The following is an 18,165-nucleotide window of genomic DNA, read 5'->3' as shown; positions in this document are numbered from 1 at the left end:
GCGTTCGCAGGGTGTCTTCCCCCAACGACCGCTACGGATCAGACGTGCTCAACACCGACTGGCGCGCGCCCAAGAACGGCCGCGCCACCGAGGTGGAGGCCGACATCGGGTTGGTCGTCGAGGAGATCACCACCGACTGGTGCGGCGAGATCGTGGCCGTCGACCGCGACATCGACACGGTGACGCTCGAGGACCGCCGCAGCCAGCGCCGCACGTTCCCGCTCGGCCCCGGGTTCCTGCTCGAGGGCAAGCCGGTGATCCTGACCCGGCCGACCCGGTTGAAGACTCCCGCCAAGCCGACGCGTACGGCGAGCGGGTCGGTCGCCGTACACGGCGCGAAGGCCCGCGTGGCGCGGGCCAGTCGCATCTTCGTCGAGGGCCGCCACGACGCCGAGCTGGTCGAGAAGGTGTGGGGTGACGACCTGCGCATCGAGGGCGTGGTCGTGGAGTTCCTGGGCGGCGTCGACGACCTGTCCGAGCACCTCCGCGACTTCAAGCCGGGCCCGGACCGGCGGGTCGGCGTTCTCGTCGACCACCTCGTCCGCGGCTCGAAGGAGAGCCGGATCGCCCAGTCGATCGCGAAGTCCCCGGTCGGCAAGCACGTGCTCATCGTCGGCCACCCGTTCATCGATGTCTGGGCGGCGGTGAAGCCCGAGCGACTGGGCATCGCCCGGTGGCCCGACGTGCCGCGCAACATCGAGTGGAAGTACGGCGTCTGCCAGCAGCTCGGCTGGCCGCACCGCAACCAGACCGACATCGCCCGCGCCTGGCAGCACATCCTCGGCGGGGTGCGCGGCTTCCAGGATCTCGACCCGGCTCTGCTCGGCAGGGTCGAGGAGCTGATCGACTTCGTGACCGCTCCCTGAGGTCGCTGCCTGGCGCCAGACCGCAAGGACTGCAGGTTCGGACGTCAAGGACTGCGGGTTCGAGGCGCAAGAATCCACGGTTCGCGCATCAAGAATGCACGGTTGGTCAGATGAGGTCGCGGACGACGGCGTCGGCCAGCAGCCGGCCTTGCAGGGTCAGCACCAAGCGCCCCGGGTCGAGTGGGCCCTGGTCGTGTGGGTTCGGGTCGAGTGGGTTCGGGTCGAGTGGGTTCGGCTCGAGTGGGTTCGGCTCGAGTGGGTTCGGCTCGATGAGGCCGCGGGCGAGCAGGTCGGGCAGCAGCGCGCGGGCCTGGTCGTCGAGCAGGTCGAGTGACAGTCCGTCGCGGATCCGGATCTCCAGCAGCACGCGCTCGACCCGGCGGGTCTCGTCGTCGAGGACCTCCCGGGCCAGCGCGGGGCTGACTCCTCGGGAGATGCGCTCGGCGTACGCCGCCGGGTGCTTGACGTTCCACCAGCGAACCCCGCCGACGTGGGAGTGCGCGCCGGGGCCGACGCCCCACCAGTCCGCCCCCTGCCAATAGAGCATGTTGTGCCGGCATCGCGTGTCGACGCCGGTCGACCAGTTCGAGACCTCGTACCAGCCCAGTCCGGCCGCCGACAGGGCCGCGTCGGTGGCGAGGTACTTGTCGGCGTGGTCGTCGTCATCGGTCATCGGCACCTCCCCCCGGCGCACCCGACGGGCCAGCGCCGTGCCCTCCTCCACGATCAGCGAGTACGCCGACACATGGTCGGGGCGGCACGCCAGCGCGGCGTCGAGCGACTCCTGCCAGTCGGCTGCCGACTCCCCCGGCGTCCCGTAGATCAGGTCGAGGCTGACCTGGTCGAAGCCGGCCTGCCTGGCCCAGTCGACCACCGCCGGGACTCGCAACGGGTCGTGGGTGCGGTCGAGGGTCTTGAGCACATGTGGCACCGCCGACTGCATGCCGAACGACAGCCGGTTGAACCCGCCGTGACGCAGGGCCTCGAGGTCCCACAGGGCCACGCTGTCCGGGTTCGCCTCCGTCGTGACCTCGACGTCGTCGGCCAGACCGAACTCGGCGGAGATCGACGCGACGATGGCGGTCAGGTCGGCCGGAGGCAGCAGCGTCGGCGTACCGCCGCCGAAGAAGATCGTGTCGACGCGACGGTCGACGTCGCCGAGCACGGTGCGCGCCTGGCGGATCTCGGCGATCGCCGACTCGGCGTACGTCGCACGCGTGACGCCCTCACCCAGCTCGGTCGCGGTGTAGGTGTTGAAGTCGCAGTAGCCACAACGCACCGTGCAGAACGGCACGTGGACGTAGACGCCGAACGGGCGGTCGGCGGCCCCGGCCAGCGCCGATTCCGGGAGCCGGCCGTCGGCGGGAGCCGGGTCTCCGGGAGGCAGGGCTGAGGGCACCCGCCCATCCAATCACCGGGTGGCTCAAACCGGGACATTCAGCGTGGCCACATACCCCTTCTCGATCGAGCCGGTGACCTTGGCCATCTGCAACGAGTGGCCGTCGGAGAACACGTTGTCCTGGTCGAGAGGCGTCTGCTCCATGTTCGAAGCGCTCGTCCCGTAGCCGTCCGCGTTCGCGTAGACCTCGTCGCAGACGTCCTCGGGGAAGGCGAGCTGCGAGGTGCGCAGGCGGTTCGACGCACTCGTGGCGTCGTCGAGGGATGGGTAGATCTCGAAGTGGACGTGCGGCCACCTGCCCATGTAGGCGGCCGGGAAGATGGTGGTGAACGTGACGTTGCCCGACTCGTCGGCCGCCTGGACACCGCGCAGGTAGTTCTCTTCGGAGACGGCCTCGGAGTAGAGCGAGTAGTTGCCGTCGCGGTCGCAGTGCCACACGTAGACGGCCGCGCCGGCCAGCGCCGAGATCTTCTCGCCGTCGAGGTCGTAGACCTTCAGCTTGAGGGTCAGCGGTACGCCGGCGGCGACACCGGAGGCACTGCCGAAGCTGCTGGTGATGTCGCTGCGGACCACGCCGCTCTCGGTGAGCACGTTGACGCCGTTGGTGCCGTCGGCCGGGTAGGGGCCGTTGGTCTCCTCGGGGATCTCCCCCTCGGCGACGTCGACGCCTGAGTCCGCACCGCCACCGGCCGGTGGCGCCCCGCCTGCCGGCGGCCCGCCCTGCGCCGCGGACTCCGTGCCACTGACCACGGTCTTGTCCGACCCCTCGGCGCAGGCCACCAGACCCGCGGCGCCCACTGCGCCGAAGAGGGCGAGTACACCGCGCCGCGCCATCGGCCGCCTTCCGCTCTCGACGATGCGACCGAGGTCCTGCGACAGGCCCTCGTCGTGGGCATGGTCATGGCCGTCGCGCTCGCCGTCGTCGTGCACCGGGTTCATCGTCGTACCGCCTCCAGGAAATGCCGAATGGGTGTCGGCGGATCTCTCCGCCGACACCCATCAGAGCCGGTCGACCTGTGTGCCTGCTGTGCGTTGCCAGTGCCGGAGCACAGAGCCCCAGGCTCAGCCGTAGAAGGACGCGATGAGCTCCTTGTTGTTGTCCTCCACGACCTTGCGCTTGACCTTCATCGACGGCGTCAGCTCGCCGGACTCGATGCTCAGGTCGTGGTCGAGGATCTTGAACTTCTTGATCGTCTCCCAGCGGTTGAGGCGGCCGTTGAGCTCGTCGACGTACCCGCTGACCATCTCCTTGGCCTCGGGGCTGGTGACGACCTCGGTGTAGGAGGCCCCCTCCTTGCCGTTCTGGGCGGCCCAGTCGGTCATCTGGTCGGGGTCGAGGGTGACCAGGGCGGAGACGAAGTTGCGCTCGTTGCCGATCACCAGGAACTGGCTGGCGTAGGGGCAGATCGCCTTGAACTGCGACTCGATCGCCGACGGCGCGATGTACTTGCCGCCGGAGGTCTTGAAGAGGTCCTTCTTGCGGTCGGTGATCTTGAGGAAGCCGTCGTCGTCGAGCTCCCCGATGTCACCGGTGTGCAGCCAGCCGTCCTCGGTGAGCGCCTCGGCGGTGGCCTCCGGGAGGTTGTGATAGCCCTCCATGACGTGGGGGCCGCGCAGCAGCACCTCGCCGTCCTCGGCGATCTTCACCTCGCTGCCCGGGAACGGCGCGCCCACCGAGCCGAACTTGTACTGGTCGGGGTGGTTGACCGTGGCGCCGGCCGCGTTCTCGGTCATGCCGTAGCCCTCGAGCACCGTGATGCCCGCGGCGTGGAACCACTCGGCGACCTCACGGTTCAGCGCCGCGGAGCCGGAGATGAAGAACCGGACCCGGCCACCGAACCGGTCACGGACCTTGCTGAACACCAGCTTGTCGAACAGCCCGTGCTGGAGCTTGAGGGTCAACGGGACCGACTTGCCCTCGCGCTTGAGCCGGTCGACCTCGAGGCCCACCGCGAACGCCTTCTTGAACAGCTTCTCCTTGGCGCCACCCTCGGCAGCCTGCATGGTGACGATGCGCGAGTAGGCCTTCTCGAAGATGCGCGGGGCGGCACCCATGAAGGTCGGCTTCACGATCGCCAGGTTGTCGATGATCTTGTCGACCCGGCCGTCGACCGCGGTCGGGAAGCCGCAGGCCAGCTGGGTCGAGAGCAGCACCTTGCCGAACGAGTGGGCCATCGGCAGCCACAGGAACTGCAGGTCGTCCTCGTGGAGGATGTCCTGGGAGGCGATCGCCTCACCCTCGTAGACCCAGGCCCGGTGGCGCAGGCGGACGCCCTTGGGCCGGCCCGTCGTGCCGGAGGTGTAGATCAGGGTGGCGAGCTGCTCGGGGTCGATGGCCGCGGCGTGGTCGGTCACCGCTGCGGGGTTGGCCTCGAGGAACTCTGCGCCGATTCGCTCGAGCTCGGCCAGGTCGATCACCCAGTCGCCGTCGGCGGTGCCGTCGAACGTGACCACCTTGGCCAGGTGGGGCAGTTCCGCGCGGTGCTCGACCAGCTTGGCGACCTGGTCGTCGTCCTCGGCGAAGACCACGCGCGACTCCGAGTCGCTGAGGATGTAGGCCGTGTCGGCCGCGTTCGTCGACGGGTAGACCGTCGTCGTGGCGGCACCAGCGCACATCACGGCGAGATCGGCGAGGATCCACTCGTAGCGGGTGCCTGCGGCGATACCGACGCGTTGTTCGGGCTCGATGCCCAGTGCCATCAGGCCTGCCGCGAGACGGGACACGCGGTCGCCCACCTGCTGCCAGGTGACGGACTCCCAGTTGTCGCCGACCGGGAAGCGGTATGCCTCACTGGCCGACGACTTCTCCACCCTGTCGAGGAACTGCACCGCAACGTTGCGGGGCATCGTCTCGACGAACGATGCGTCGTAGTTGATCGGCATCTCACTCCTGATGGTTCGGCTGTGCGGGCGCGGTCGTCTGACACGACCCACCCTCGTGTACGTACCAGTAACCTAGATCACCGAGGCACCTCGCGCACGCGATCCCGCCCACCAGTCGCACAATGGGCGCAAAAGCCCATGAATCAGGCAGTGCCCCGCACGGACGGCCGGCTGCACCGGCGCGGTCAGCGACCACCGGCGACCCGCAGGGTCGTGCCGGTGACGTAGGACGCGGCGTCGGAGAGCAGCCAGGCCACGGCCTCGGCTATCTCGTCGGGTGTTCCAGCCCGGCCCAACGGCACACTCCCTCCCACCCGCTCGAGCCGGCCGGGATCACCCGCGTCCGCATGGATGCGGGTGTCGACGAGGCCGGGAGCCACCGCCACGACCCGCACCCCGTCGGCGGCCACCTCCTGCGCCAGGCCGACCGTCAGCGCGTCGATGCCCGCCTTGGCGGACGCGTAGTGGACGTACTCCCCTGGCGCGCCGAGGGTCGCCGCGCCGGAGCCGATGTTGACCAGCACGCCTCCTGCCCCGCCGTACGAACGGCCGAGGGCGCGCACGGCCGCTCGGGCCACGAGGATCGCGGCGGTCAGGTTGAGCTCGATGCTGCGACGTACGACGTCGACGGGGGTCTCGGCGAGTGGCGCGATGTGCAGGGTCGCCCCGGCGTTGTTGACCACGCCGGTCAGCGGACCGGCCCCGGACGTGGCGGCCGCGAACAAGGCATCGATGCCGTCATCGGTGGTGAGGTCGCCGCGCACCACTGTGCAGGAGGCACCCGCTTCGCGCACGGCCGCCGCAGTCTCCGACGCGGCGACCTCGTCGCGGGCATGGCCCAGCACCAGGTCATGGCCGTCGGCCGCGAGTCGCAGGGCCGTGGCGGCACCGATCCCGCGCGTGCCGCCGGTGACGAGGGTGACCGGTCGTGTCATGGAGCCAGTCAACCAGTCGTCCGCGTCAGTCCTGGACCGCCTTGGCGAGCGTGACGCACTGGGTGATCCACTCCCGGTCCCCAGCGGTGAGCGGGCCGCCGGCACGCTCGGCGTCCTGCACCGCCCACATCGCGTTGTGCACCATGCGTACGACGACCCAGTCGCGAGTGCGCTCCTCGTCGAGCTCCGCGTGGTCGACCAGCGTGTGGAAGCGCCGGCGTACGGCGTCGCGCAGGTCACCGCCCGCGACCATCTCGTCCCACCTGTTCCACAACATCGGAGCGACCTCGTAGTGCGGGTCGCCACTCATCGGCTTCGGGTCGATCACCAACCAGGGCTGACGATCGCCGGCCAGGACGTTCTCGTAGTGGAGGTCGCCGTGGATCAGCGTGCCGGTGCTGGCAGGGTCGTCGACGAAGGACTTCCCCAGCGCCGTGGCCTGCTCGACGAGCCGCCGCGGGATCGGGGCGTTGCGCGGCAGCCGCGACAGGTCGTCGTTCCACCGGCCGACGAACGAGGTCAGCGAGCGCAGCTGTGGGAGTGCCGGCAGGTGGATCCGCCGGTAGAGGCCGGCCACCACCTCGCAGGCCTCCAGGTCCCAGAGGTCGGTGAGGTCCTCGGGATGCAGCCGTTCGAGGAGCATCGCCCGGCGCCGCGGATCGGCGCGCAGCAGCGTCACCGCTCCATGACCGTGCCAGTGCTGCAGGGCCAGGTGCTCGTGGTCGGACTCCTCGGCGTCGGCGTCCGTGTGCAGCTTGAGCACCGCGGGCAGCCCCGACACGGTGCGCACCGGCAGGACCAGGGAGCAGAAGCCGTGCATCGACGCACCGTCGAGCGTCAGGTCCCACTCGGCCAGCACCTCGGCGGCCAGTCTGGGCAGAGCATCCAGCCAGTCGGCCCACGCGTCGCCCAGCCGGGCCTGCGCGCGCAGTCCGGAGGGGATCTCCACGACGTCACTGTTCACGTGGGCCAGCCTAGGAGTGCCCGTGTGACCCGTGGTTTGCGCGACCCGGAACTGGATAGTCTCCCCGCACCCACTGACCTCCCGGAAGCAGACGACATGAACCTGCAGGACCCGACCCGACCCGACGCTGTCATCCTGCTCCCCGCAGTGCCGGCCACCATGGCGGAGGTCTTCGGGGTGGTCTCCCCGGAGCTGGCAGCCGCCCTCGAGGGTGTGCCGCCGGTTCCCGCGCTGGCATCCCGGGTCAACGGGTGCGAGCTCACCCTCGGTGTCGTGGGTGCTCCGATCACCGACCGGGACCTGCTGGCCGACCTGTCCACGAGTCCACTGCGCGCCACCCTGGAGCCCGCCGTCGCCGCTCACCGTGCGTACGCCACCATCACGGCCCCGACCGACGATCCCTGGACCAGCTCGGACCTGGTCAGCAATCTGGTCGCCTACCTGCTGGACGACACCGATGCGAAAGCGGTCTGGTTGCCGCGCCAGATGATCGTGAACACCGATGTGATGTACGTCCACGACGTGGCCGAGGGTCAGCCCGAGCGCACCTGGTTCCGGGTGCACGCGATGCAGGGCAGCGCCGGTGCGGCGACTGCCTTCACCCGGGGCCTCGGTGCCTTCGGCTGGCCCGAGGTGCAGGCCACCAACTGGCCGGGAGGCCCGGCCGACGCCTTCACCGCACTCACCGAGGCACTCGGAGCTCGGGTGCGGGAGCGACGGGCCCTGGGCGCGGGCGAGCAGCTGGAGCTCGCCGGCACCCGCTTCAGCCTGCAGCCGGGAACCGACGTCGTGGGCCAGGGCCTGGACGTGCTCGACCTGGTCCCCGGAGGAGCGTCGACCGGGCCGACCGTCGCGGAGCCGGCCAGGAAGCGCGGCTGGTTCCGGCGCGGCTGACCCTGCTGCTACTTCTTGGACTTCTCCGTGGGCTGCGTGGTCGAGAGGGCGGCGACGAACGCCTCCTGCGGCACCTCGACCCGGCCGACCATCTTCATCCGCTTCTTGCCTTCCTTCTGCTTCTCCAGAAGCTTGCGCTTGCGGCTGATGTCGCCGCCGTAGCACTTGGCGAGCACGTCCTTGCGGATCGCGCGGATGTTCTCGCGGGCGATCACCCGGGCACCGATGGCGGCCTGGATCGGCACCTCGAACTGCTGCCTGGGAATCAGTTCCTTCAGCTTGCCGGCCAGCATCACGCCGTAGTTGTACGCCGCATCGCGGTGCACGATCGCGGAGAACGCGTCGACGGGCTCGCCCTGCAGCAGGATGTCGACCTTGACCAGGTCGGCGGCCTGGTCACCCGAGCGTTCGTAGTCGAGCGAGGCATAGCCCTTGGTGCGCGACTTCAGCTGGTCGAAGAAGTCGAAGACGATCTCGCCCATCGGCAAGGTGTAGCGCATCTCGACGCGGTCCTCGGAGAGGTAGTCCATGCCGCCGAGCTGACCGCGCTTGGCCTGACAGAGCTCCATGATCGTGCCGATGTAGTCGGACGGCGTCAGGATCGTCGCGCGCACGACCGGCTCACGCACCTCGGCGACCTTGCCGTCAGGGTACTCGCTGGGGTTGGTGCACTCGATGACCGTGCCGTCTTCCATCGTGACGGTGTAGATCACGTTGGGCGTGGTGGAGATCAGGTCGAGGTTGAACTCGCGCTCGAGCCGCTCACGGACGATCTCCATGTGCAGCAGGCCGAGGAAGCCGCAGCGGAAGCCGAAGCCGAGGGCACCGGAGGTCTCCGGCTCATAGGCGAGCGCGGCGTCGTTGAGCTGCAGGCGCTCCAGCGCATCGCGCAGATTGGGGTACTCGTCGCCGTCAATGGGGTAGAGCCCGGCATAGACCATCGGATTCGGATGCTTGTAGCCACCGAGGGCCTCGGTGGCTCCGTGGTGCTGACTGGTGACGGTGTCACCGACCCGCGACTGGCGCACGTCCTTCACGCCGGTGATGAGGTAGCCGACCTCGCCGACCCCGATCTCGCTCCCCTTCACCGGCTCGGGGCTGATCACGCCGACCTCGAGCATTTCGTGCACGACGCCGTTCGACATCATCTTGATGCGGTCGCGGTGGGAGAGCTTGCCGTCGACGACGCGGACGTAGGTCACCACGCCGCGGTAGGTGTCGTAGACGGAGTCGAAGATCAGTGCCCGCGCAGGCGCATCGGCGTCGCCGACGGGCGCGGGGGTCTGCTTGACGATCTCGTTGAGCAATGCCTCGACTCCGACGCCGGTCTTCGCGGAGGTGAGGAGTACGTCGGACACGTCGCAGCCCACCAGCCCGGCAAGCTCGGCGGCGTACTTCTCGACGTTGGCGCCGGGCAGGTCGATCTTGTTGAGCACCGGGATGATGTGGAGGTCCGCGCCCATGGCCAGGTAGAGGTTCGCCAGGGTCTGCGCCTCGATGCCCTGGGCAGCGTCGACCAGGAGGACGGCCGCCTCACATGCCTCGAGCGAGCGCGAGACCTCATAGGTGAAGTCGACGTGGCCGGGAGTGTCGATCATGTTGAGCACATAGTCGCCCGGCCCCGAGTCGATGCCGTGACTCGCGGCTGCTTCCTGCGTGACGGTCCATGGCATCCGGACCGCCTGCGACTTGATCGTGATGCCGCGCTCGCGTTCGATGTCCATGCGGTCGAGGTACTGAGCCCGGGCAGCCCGCGCATCGACGACTCCGGTGAGCTGGAGCATCCGGTCGGCAAGGGTCGACTTGCCGTGGTCGATGTGCGCGATGATGCAGAAGTTCCTGATGATCGCGGGATCGGTGTGGCCGGGCTTCGGCGCTTGCGAGGTCAACGGCGGCATGCTCTCTGGGCTGTGGTGCGGAGTACGACGTGCGGCTCGTCATTGTCCCATGACCCCGGGCCAGCGCCGAACCGACAGATCAGTGGCTCTGGCCGGCGGTGGGCACCCAGTAGCGTCGCTTGTCGCCACGGAGCGACTCGAGCGCCCCGCCGGAGGCCTCGATGGCCCGGATCGAGCCGACGTTGTCGTCGTCGCAGGTGACCAGGGCCGGGTCGATGCCGAAGCCGTGGGCCAGGGGCAGCATCCCTCGCAGCATCGCCGTCGCGTGTCCGCGTCGCCGGGCCGAGGGGCGTACGTCGTACCCGATGTGGCCGCCTATGTCCGCCAGGAAGTCGTTGAGTTCCTGGCGCAGCGCGATCCGCCCGAGGTAGGTCTCGCCGTCGACGTACCACCGGGTGGAGGTCAGTACCCAACGCTCGGGCAGGCGGGACCGGTCGACCTCCTCGGCGGCGAGCTGGTCGACGAAGGCTGCGAAGCCCTCGGCGCTGTGCCACGTGGCGGAGTACTTCTCGATCCAGCCGGCGGTCTGGGTGTCGCGGGCGCCCTCGGCGACGTACTCGTCCATCGCCTCGAGGAACGAGGCCATGACACGGGACGTGGGGCTGACGAGTTCCGGCATGCCTCACACGACATCACGTGGAGGGGCCGTCGCGCATCGCAATTATGTCCGGGAAGGCGGGTCGAGCCGTTCATCCGCGAGTCAACCGTCGCCGAACCGTTTCGGACGACGTCGTGCGGGTAGGGGCGGGGCGTCACCGCATCAACCATCCAGAAAGGGACTGCTCCCATGAGCAAGCTGATCACCCGAGCAGGTGTCCTGCTCGCCGCCCTCCTCATGACCGTCGGCGTCATGGCCGCACTGAGCACCGGCGCCACCGCGGCCACCGCGGCGCCGGCGGCCACGGTCGCAGCCGGCCCCGCCGCAAGCACGACTGCCGCTCCGGCCCGACTGGCCGCGCGACGCTACAACTGGGGGGCGATCGCCATATCGGACGGCGACTACGCCTGGGGCACGTCGTACGACTACGCCACCAAGCGCAACGCGCGCATCTCCGCGATCCGCCGGTGCCGCGCGCACTCCAACTACCCGTACAAGTGCGTGGTCAGGATGGTGATCGTGAACCAGTGCGGCGCCTACGCCTACAAGCGCCGCGCCGACGGCACGCTGCACTGGGGCTACGCTCGCTACTACTCGAAGGCCCGCACCATCCGGACCGCCAAGGCCCGCGCCGGCTACAACTCGCGGCTCCTGACGTGGGTGTGCACCACCCGCTGATCCGACACCCTCATGTGGACGCCGGTCCGCACCTCCGGGTGCCGGCCGGCGTCCTCGTGTCCGCCGTCGTGGCGCAGACAAGACCCCCAGGAGACCATCCCGCATGACCAGCACCCTCCCGGCCCGTCCAGCCAGCGGCACGACCGCGCGCCGGCTCGAGTGGCAGTTCCTCCCGCCGCACATCCGCGCGCTGGTCGAGGAGCACTGCGGCTCCCCCGTCGTCCGGGCCGACTCCCAAGGGGGCGGGTTCGCCCCCGGCTTCGCCTCGGTGCTGACGTGCGAGGACGGCACCCAGCACTTCGTGAAGGCCGCCTCGGTGAAGGCGCAGAGGATGTTCGCGCTCTCCTACCGCGAGGAGGCGCGCAAGCTGGGCATCCTCCAGGAACTCGTGCCCGCACCCCGTCTCCTGTGGTCGCACGACGACGACTGGGTGGTGCTCGGGTTCGAGTACGTCGACGCGCACCTGCCGGCGCGCCCCTGGCAGCGACCTGACCTCGACCGGCTCCTCGACGCACTGGAGGCGGTCGCCGACGTCGAGGCGCCGGCCGACCTGGCTCTGGACCTGATCGAGGAGGACCTCGCCGACCTGCCGGCGTACTGGGACGTGATCCGGGAACGGCACCCGAGCCTGGCCCATGCCGACGAGGCGGCCGACCTGGCCGCCGGGTTCGCCGAGGCCCTGCGTGGCGGCGCGGTGCAGCACACCGACATCCGCGACGACAACACCCTGCTCGGCCCCGACGGCGCCCTGTGGATCTGCGACTGGAACTGGCCGGTCCTCGGGGCGCCATGGTTCGACACGCTGTCTGCCCTGATCGGTCCCCGCGGCGACGGCCTCGACGTCGAGGCTGTCCTGGCCTCTCGCCGGCTGACCCGCGACGTGCCACCCGCACACGTCGACAGCGCCCTGGCCCTGCTCGCCGGGCACTTCCTGAAGTCCGCCGACGACCCGGTGCCGTCCAACTCGCCGCACATGCGCGCCTCCCAGGCCTGGCAGGGGGCCGCCGTGTGGTCCTGGCTCTCCGAACGCCGCAACTGGTGACCCGTCGCCAGTTCGCATCGACCTGTCGCCAGTTCGACCCGAACGACGGATTTGGGGCGTTCCGGGGCCGCTGATAGAGTTTCTCCTTGCATGTCTGGCGCCCTCTTCGCTGACACGCCACGGACCGGATTTCCCGCTGGTCCAACGGGCTTTACTCACCGGCCCACCCAAGACCTCATATCCCAGTCCGAACCAAGTGAAAGCGCAGCAAACGTGGCGAACATCAAGTCCCAGATCAAGCGCAACCGTCAGAACGAGCTTGCGCGCGAGCGCAACAAGTCGGTCAAGACCGGTCTGAAGTCGGCCGTGCGCAAGTTCCGCGAGCTCGCGGAGTCGGGCGACAAGGACGCCGCCGCGGCCGCCGCCGTCGACGCGAACAAGAAGCTCGACAAGGCCGCCTCCAAGGGCGTCATCCACAAGAACCAGGCCGCGAACCGCAAGTCGGCCATCAGCAAGAAGGCCGCCTCGCTCTGAGGTAGCCCTTGCCGCAACCAGGCGCCGTCCCCGTCAGGGGTCCGGCGCCTTTTTGCATGCCGACCCGTCGTGAACTCGAACCGACCCGTCGCCAGTTCGCGAACTCACGACGGGTCGCGAGCAAGGTCAGCGGCCGGGACGCTGCTCGCGCAGACCGGCGACCGTGAGCACGAGTCGTTCGAGGGTGTAGGCCGCATCGTGGGCCGCGCCCTTGATGTCGGCGTCGGCCTGGGCAATCGCGCGGATCGCCGAGCCGAGACCATCGGGGGTCCATGAGCGTGACTGGTCGCGCAGCGTGCGCAGCTTCCAGGGCGGTACGCCGACCTCACGGGCCAGGTCGGCCTCACGCATGCCCCGCGGCGCGGAGACGTAGCGGGCCAGGCCCCGCACACCACCGGCGAAGGCGGACGTGATCAGCACCGGAGGCGTGCCCCCGTCGAGAGCCCAGCGCAGCTCCTCGAGAGCAGGCGCCCGACGCCCGAAGAACGCGTGGTCGGCGACGGCGAACGACTTCGCCTCGGCGCGGCCACCGAAGTAGCGCTTGACCCGTTCGACGGTCAGCGCCTCCCCCGGGTAGTCGTTGACGAGCTGGTGGGCCGCAGCGGCCAGCGAGCGCAGGTCCTGGCCGATGGCCTGGACGAGGAAGTCGGCGGCGTCGTCGTCGAGGCGCGAGCCGTGCCCGCGCACCTCCGAGACCACGAAGCGGGTGAACTCGACGCCCTTGACCGCCTGCGACTTCACCTCGTTGACGGCGCCGACCTTGCGCAGCTTGGTGAGCACGCCGCTCCCCTTCTGCCCACCGCCGTGCACCAGCACCAACGCGATGTCCTCGGCCGGGGCCGCGCAGTAGTCGAGCAGCCCGGCCACCGACTCGTCGGGCAGGTTCTCCAGCCCCCGCACGACCACGCACCGGGTCGTGGAGAACAGCGACGGCGCCGCCAACTCCCCCAGCGTGGCGAGGGTGAGGTCATTGCCCTGGGCCTCGGAGAACTCGGCCTCCGCGTCGTGCTTTCGGACGGCGGCGCGCACTCCGACGACCGTGCGTTCGTTGAGGAACTCTTCGCTGCCGGTCACCAGCGTGACTCGGCCGAGGACGTCTGCTGCGCGTGGTTCTGCCATGGTGCGCCAAGCCTGCCACAGCCCGCCGACAGCGCCGACCCGCGGTGCGGCGGCCGGCCCGCCAGCCCGAGTCCGCGGGGCCATTCAGTCGCCGGTGGAGACCCGGAGCCTTCCGTCATTCAACGCGACAACCACGTCGCCGTCCCGGTCGGTGCGGAAGACCCGGGCTCCGGAGTCGCGCAGCGGTTCCATCGTGGAGGCCGCCGGGTGGCCGTAGTCATTGTCCTCGCCCACCGACGCGATCGCGATCGCCGGATCGAGTGCGACCAGGAAGTCCATCTCCTGGTAGCGGCTGCCGTGGTGAGGGATCTTCAGCACGTCGACGCGCAGGCCCGGGTAGGCGGCCGCGAGTCGGGCCTGCCCGTCGGGCTCGACGTCACCGGTCAGCAGGATCCGGACCCCACGGATCTCGGCCAGCACCACCAGGGAGGCGTTGTTCGGGTCGCCGGCCAGCAGCGTGCCGGGCACGGGGCCGATCACCTGCATGCGCACGTCGCCGATCTGCTGCACCTCGCCGTACGCCGGGGTGCGGATCCGGCCGTCGGTCTCCGCCTGGACCGCGGCGAACCGCTCCTCCGGCTCCGGGAGCCCGCTGACGAGTACGGCGCCCACCCGGCGCCCACCCACCGTCTCGGCGAAGCCGTCGACGTGATCGGCGTGGAAGTGACTGAGCACGATCGTGGGCAGCACCTTCACGCCCAGTCGGTCGAGGCAGTGGTCCATCGAACCGGACTCGGGTCCGACGTCGACCAGCACGGCCTGCCCGTCGCCGGCGTTCAACGCGATCCCGTCGCCCTGCCCCACGTCGCACACCGTCATCAACCACCCCTCGGGCGGCCAGCCCGGCGACGGCAACGGCACCAGCACGACCAGCACCATCAACAGGCAGCAGGCCAGACCCGAGGAGCGGTGGGCCAGCAGCCTGCCGAGCGTGACTGCCAGCCCCGCGCAGATCGCGGTGAGCACGCCGAGCGCGATCCAGTCGGTGCCCCACTCGATCGCGGGGAGCGCCAGCCCTGCGGCGCGGTCGGCGATCGCGATGATGCCGCGCGCGCAGAGGCAGGCCAGCCACCCGGGCACCATGCCGGCCCCGCTCCACACCAGGCCGATGACTCCTCCGAGCAGCCCGCACACCGTGGCCGGGGCGACCAGCGGCCCCGCAGCCAGGTTTGCCAGCACCGCGACCAGGCTGACCTGGCCCGAGATCGCGGCCACCAACGGAGTGCAGGCCAGCTGTGCCGCGGTCGGTACGGCGATCGCCTGGGCCATCCACATCGGCATCCAGTGCGCCAGGGCACGCGACCACACCGGCGAGAGCAGCAGGATGCCTGCCGTGGCCAGCACGGACAGCGCGAACCCGACGGTCGTGGCCAGCCACGGGTCGAGCAGCAACAGGCCCACCACGGCCACGCCGATCGCCCGCACGCCTCGACCGGTGCCGTTCGAGCCCATCCCGAGCAGTGCGACCGTGCCCATCGCGGCGGCCCGCACCACGCTCGGCTCGGTGCGGGCAAGGAGGATGAACCCGACGATGCCCGCCGCCCCGAGTGCGTACTGCCAGCGACCACGCACCCCGCACCAACGGCCCACCACCAGCAGGAACCCTACGACCAGCGTGAGGTTGGTGCCGGAGACGGCCAGGAGGTGGGTCAGCCCGGAGGCCCTGAACTCCTCCTGGACCTGGTCGGGCAGACCCTGGTCATCGCCGTCGACCAGGGCCGGCACCAGGTCGCGGGCCGGGGCCGGACCGACCGAGGAGGACTCCCTGATCGCGTGGCGCAGCGCGGCGGAACCGCGCCACAGGACCGAGGGTGGGTCCGCCCGCGGCGGTGGACCGAACGGTGTCAGCACCGCCGCCACGTCGTGTCCCCCGGCCGGCGCCAACCGGCCGCGCACGGTCATGGTGCTGCCCAGCTCGACGTGCGCCCACGACTCGTCGGCGATCAGCAGCACCGGCGTGTGCACGTCGTACGACGACCCGCGTGCGCCGAGCACGGAGACGGTGCCCCGCATGATGATGGACGTGGCGAACTGCCCCTGCACCGGTCGCGGGTCAGAGGTCACGGTCACCCGCGCGGAGACGGCGGTACGGGTCTGGGACAAGGCCGCAGCCGGACCGGACCGCACGGCCAGATCGCGCAACGCAGCACTGGTCCCGACGGCCAGTGCGATCAGGAACCAGGCCACGACGGCACGCCGCAGCGCCGCCGTCTCGACCAGGCGGAAGACCACCAGGCTGACCAGCGCGCCGGCCACGGCCGAGGGAACGGGCGCGAGCAGTCCTCCCACACCTCCCAGCCAGGCGGCCAGCCCGGCGGCCGGCATCCGCAGGTCGGCGACCTCCGGCACCTCCGCCAGTCGGAGCAGGTCACCGGTCCGCATCAGAGCGTGACGTGCGGCGCCAGGTCGGCCAGCGTCTTCTCACCGATTCCGTCGACCTCGAGGAGCTGGTCGACGCTCTGGAAACCTCCGTTCGTGTCGCGCCACGCGATGATGGCCTCGGCCGTGACCGGACCGACCCCGGGCAGCTCCTCCAGCTCGGTGCTGGTCGCCGTGTTGAGGTTGACCAGCTCGCCTGCCGGAGCACCGGACGGCGGGGGCGACGTGGCCGCGACGCCGGGCGGCGCCGGCACCCCGACCACGATCTGTTCGCCGTCGACCAGGGGCCGGGCCTGGTTGAGACCGCTGAGGTCGGCGCCGCGCCGGACGCCACCGGCAGCCTTCAGGGCGTCGACCACGCGGGCACCGGGCTCCAGCACGACGATGCCGGGGCGTCGCACCTTGCCGGTCACGTCGACGACCAGTTCGGTGGCCGGGGACGCCGATGCCGAAGACATCGGCGCCGACGCCGAGGGCACCCCACCCACCGGCGTTGCCAGGGCGGCACCACCCACCGGCTCCGCGACCGGTGCCCCGGCGTCGTCGCGGATCACCCACCACGCCGTGATCGCCAGACCCACGGCGACCAGCACGGCCAAGGCCGCCACCTGGCCGGCCGTGAGGGCCACTCGACCACGGAAGGCGGAGACGTCGACCCACGAGCGCGTCGTACGCCGGGCGGCGTGGCGTCCCGGCACGGGCAATGCCGGCGCCGGCAGATCGACGGGAGCGTCGGGACCGGACGCCCGTGGAGAGCCCGGCACGACCGACGACTCGGGCAGGGCCGGCTCGGACAGAGGCGGCACTGACGGTGGCGGGACCCAGCCGTCGTCGTCGTCATCAGGCGCGATCGCCGACTCACGCGCCAGCCGCAGCTCACGCACGTGCGTGTGCCCGTCATCGCCGGGCCCGGCGTCGGGGGACGGCGACCGCGGCGGGGACCCGGACGGCGACCGAGTCTCGGGGCCGGAGTGCGCGCGCAGCTCGGCGCTCAGCAGCTCCAGCCGACGGGAGACGGCTTCGGCGTGCGCAGTGGACTGACCTCGGGGACGCATTCCACGACCGTAGGAAAACCCGAGGGCGAACGACAGGGCACCCACTCCGCCCTGTGGACAGGAGCGTGAATCGCGTGCAGCTCAGTGCACGACAGTGCTCAGGCGCCGGTGGGCATCACACACACGGCGACCATTCCGGGGCCGACGTGGGCGCCCAGGACGGCGCCCAGCTCGACGGTCCGGACCGGTGCCTGCAGGCCGAGCCGGGCGGCCAGCTTGTTCGCGAGCTGCTCGGCCCGGTCCGGGCTGGCCAGGTGGGCCACGGTCAGCTCGACCGGGTCCTCCCCCGCGGCTTCGGCTGCAAGGTCCTCGAGTCGCGCCAGGGCCTTGCCCGCCGTACGCACCTTCTCGAACGACTCGATGCTGCCGTTCTCGATGCGCAGCAACGGCTTGACCGCGAGGGCCCCACCGAAGAACGCGGCGGCACTGCCCACGCGGCCGCCGCGCCGCAGGTACTCGAGGGTGTCGACGTAGAACAGGGACGTCGACGACAGGGCCCGCTCCAGGCCGATCTTCCCGGCCTTCTCCGCACTGGCGCCCCCCTCGAGGGCCCGCACGGCGGCGATCGCGGCGTACCCGACCGCCGGACCGACCTGCTGCGTGTCAACCACGTGCACCGGGATCGTCGCGTCACGCGAGGCCATCAGCGCGGACTCGAAGGTGCCGCTCATCCGGCTCGAGAGGTGGAACGTGACGATCTCGTCGTACCCCTGCGCAGCGAGGTCCGCGTAGACCTCGAGCATCCCTGCCGGGCTCGGCCGCGACGTGGTCACCGGCGTGAACGACTTCAGGGCCGCGGCCACCATCTCGGGGCTGGCGCCCTCGTCGACGCCCTCGTCGTAGGAGGTCGCGCCGATGATCACCTGCAGGGGAATCACGACGATTCCGTGGGCCGCGGCCTCGTCGTGCGTCAGTGTCGAGGTGGAGTCGGTGACGACGGCGACACGACGCTCAGGCATGCCCGAACCCTATCGTGGCGGG

16 protein-coding genes are annotated in these 18,165 nt (G+C 70.4%); 5 read left to right on the top strand and 11 right to left on the bottom strand.

The window, feature by feature from the left end:
* Positions 1-11: 11 nt before the first annotated feature.
* The gene (locus ASD66_RS23785) at positions 12-866 is read left to right on the top strand and encodes a DUF3097 domain-containing protein (protein ID WP_056892466.1); all 855 of its coding nucleotides are present in this window, start codon (positions 12-14) and stop codon (positions 864-866) included.
* A 106-nt stretch (positions 867-972) separates the two neighbouring features.
* Here ASD66_RS23785 and hemW read toward each other — a convergent pair whose 3' ends face one another.
* The 5 genes from hemW to ASD66_RS23760 all read right to left on the bottom strand — a co-directional run bounded on the left by hemW (position 973) and on the right by ASD66_RS23760 (position 7,047).
* Positions 973-2,265 (bottom strand): radical SAM family heme chaperone HemW, encoded by a 1,293-nt coding sequence (hemW, locus tag ASD66_RS23780; RefSeq protein ID WP_082599707.1) that lies wholly within the window; start codon positions 2,263-2,265, stop codon positions 973-975.
* A gap of 24 nt (positions 2,266-2,289) precedes the next feature.
* Positions 2,290-3,204, bottom strand: a complete 915-nt coding sequence (locus ASD66_RS23775) for an intradiol ring-cleavage dioxygenase (RefSeq protein ID WP_056892464.1) — start codon at positions 3,202-3,204, stop codon at positions 2,290-2,292.
* Between the two features lie 123 nt (positions 3,205-3,327).
* A complete protein-coding gene (locus tag ASD66_RS23770; RefSeq protein ID WP_056892463.1) occupies positions 3,328-5,148 on the bottom strand; it encodes an AMP-dependent synthetase/ligase in 1,821 nt (606 codons plus the stop codon).
* A gap of 185 nt (positions 5,149-5,333) precedes the next feature.
* Positions 5,334-6,083, bottom strand: coding sequence for an SDR family oxidoreductase (locus ASD66_RS23765; protein ID WP_056892462.1), 750 nt, complete (start codon positions 6,081-6,083; stop codon positions 5,334-5,336).
* 25 nt (positions 6,084-6,108) lie between these two features.
* On the bottom strand, positions 6,109-7,047 hold the full coding sequence (locus ASD66_RS23760; protein WP_235530253.1) for an aminoglycoside phosphotransferase family protein: 939 nt from the start codon (positions 7,045-7,047) through the stop codon (positions 6,109-6,111).
* A gap of 96 nt (positions 7,048-7,143) precedes the next feature.
* On the opposite strand from ASD66_RS23760, the gene ASD66_RS23755 reads away from it, so the two are divergent.
* Positions 7,144-7,941, top strand: coding sequence for a hypothetical protein (locus ASD66_RS23755; protein ID WP_056686645.1), 798 nt, complete (start codon positions 7,144-7,146; stop codon positions 7,939-7,941).
* An 8-nt stretch (positions 7,942-7,949) separates the two neighbouring features.
* On the opposite strand, the gene lepA is transcribed toward ASD66_RS23755, so the two are convergent.
* Both lepA and ASD66_RS23745 read right to left on the bottom strand, forming a co-directional pair.
* Entirely contained in the window at positions 7,950-9,839 is a 1,890-nt protein-coding gene (gene lepA, locus ASD66_RS23750) for a translation elongation factor 4 (RefSeq protein ID WP_056686642.1), read from the bottom strand.
* Positions 9,840-9,918: 79 nt separating this feature from the next.
* A complete protein-coding gene (locus tag ASD66_RS23745) occupies positions 9,919-10,458 on the bottom strand; it encodes a GNAT family N-acetyltransferase (RefSeq protein ID WP_056892460.1) in 540 nt (179 codons plus the stop codon).
* A 168-nt stretch (positions 10,459-10,626) separates the two neighbouring features.
* Between ASD66_RS23745 and ASD66_RS23740 the strand changes: the two genes are divergently transcribed.
* From ASD66_RS23740 to rpsT, 3 genes are all read left to right on the top strand, one after another.
* Positions 10,627-11,115, top strand: a complete 489-nt coding sequence (locus ASD66_RS23740; RefSeq protein WP_056686637.1) for a DUF4189 domain-containing protein — start codon at positions 10,627-10,629, stop codon at positions 11,113-11,115.
* A 103-nt stretch (positions 11,116-11,218) separates the two neighbouring features.
* A complete protein-coding gene (locus ASD66_RS23735) occupies positions 11,219-12,157 on the top strand; it encodes a hypothetical protein (protein ID WP_056892459.1) in 939 nt (312 codons plus the stop codon).
* 213 nt (positions 12,158-12,370) lie between these two features.
* Positions 12,371-12,631 carry a 30S ribosomal protein S20 gene (gene rpsT, locus ASD66_RS23730; RefSeq protein ID WP_056686631.1) on the top strand — a complete coding sequence of 87 codons (261 nt, stop codon included), beginning with the start codon at positions 12,371-12,373 and terminating at the stop codon, positions 12,629-12,631.
* 126 nt (positions 12,632-12,757) lie between these two features.
* Here the strand turns inward: rpsT and holA are convergent, their stop codons facing one another.
* The 4 genes from holA to ASD66_RS23710 form a co-directional block, all read right to left on the bottom strand.
* The gene (gene holA / locus ASD66_RS23725) at positions 12,758-13,750 is read right to left on the bottom strand and encodes a DNA polymerase III subunit delta (protein WP_056892495.1); all 993 of its coding nucleotides are present in this window, start codon (positions 13,748-13,750) and stop codon (positions 12,758-12,760) included.
* An 84-nt stretch (positions 13,751-13,834) separates the two neighbouring features.
* Positions 13,835-16,132, bottom strand: coding sequence for a ComEC/Rec2 family competence protein (locus tag ASD66_RS23720; RefSeq protein WP_235530251.1), 2,298 nt, complete (start codon positions 16,130-16,132; stop codon positions 13,835-13,837).
* Entirely contained in the window at positions 16,132-17,184 is a 1,053-nt protein-coding gene (locus ASD66_RS25490) for a ComEA family DNA-binding protein (RefSeq protein WP_056892458.1), read from the bottom strand. Before ASD66_RS25490 ends, ASD66_RS23720 begins: the two co-directional genes overlap by 1 nt.
* 98 nt (positions 17,185-17,282) lie before the next feature.
* Positions 17,283-18,143 carry a DegV family protein gene (locus ASD66_RS23710; RefSeq protein WP_056686622.1) on the bottom strand — a complete coding sequence of 287 codons (861 nt, stop codon included), beginning with the start codon at positions 18,141-18,143 and terminating at the stop codon, positions 17,283-17,285.
* Between the last annotated feature and the right edge of the window lie 22 nt (positions 18,144-18,165).

The sequence above is a fragment of the Nocardioides sp. Root151 genome, assembly GCF_001427925.1.
Classification (GTDB): domain Bacteria; phylum Actinomycetota; class Actinomycetes; order Propionibacteriales; family Nocardioidaceae; genus Nocardioides.
This window is presented reverse-complemented; position numbering and strand designations above follow the sequence as displayed.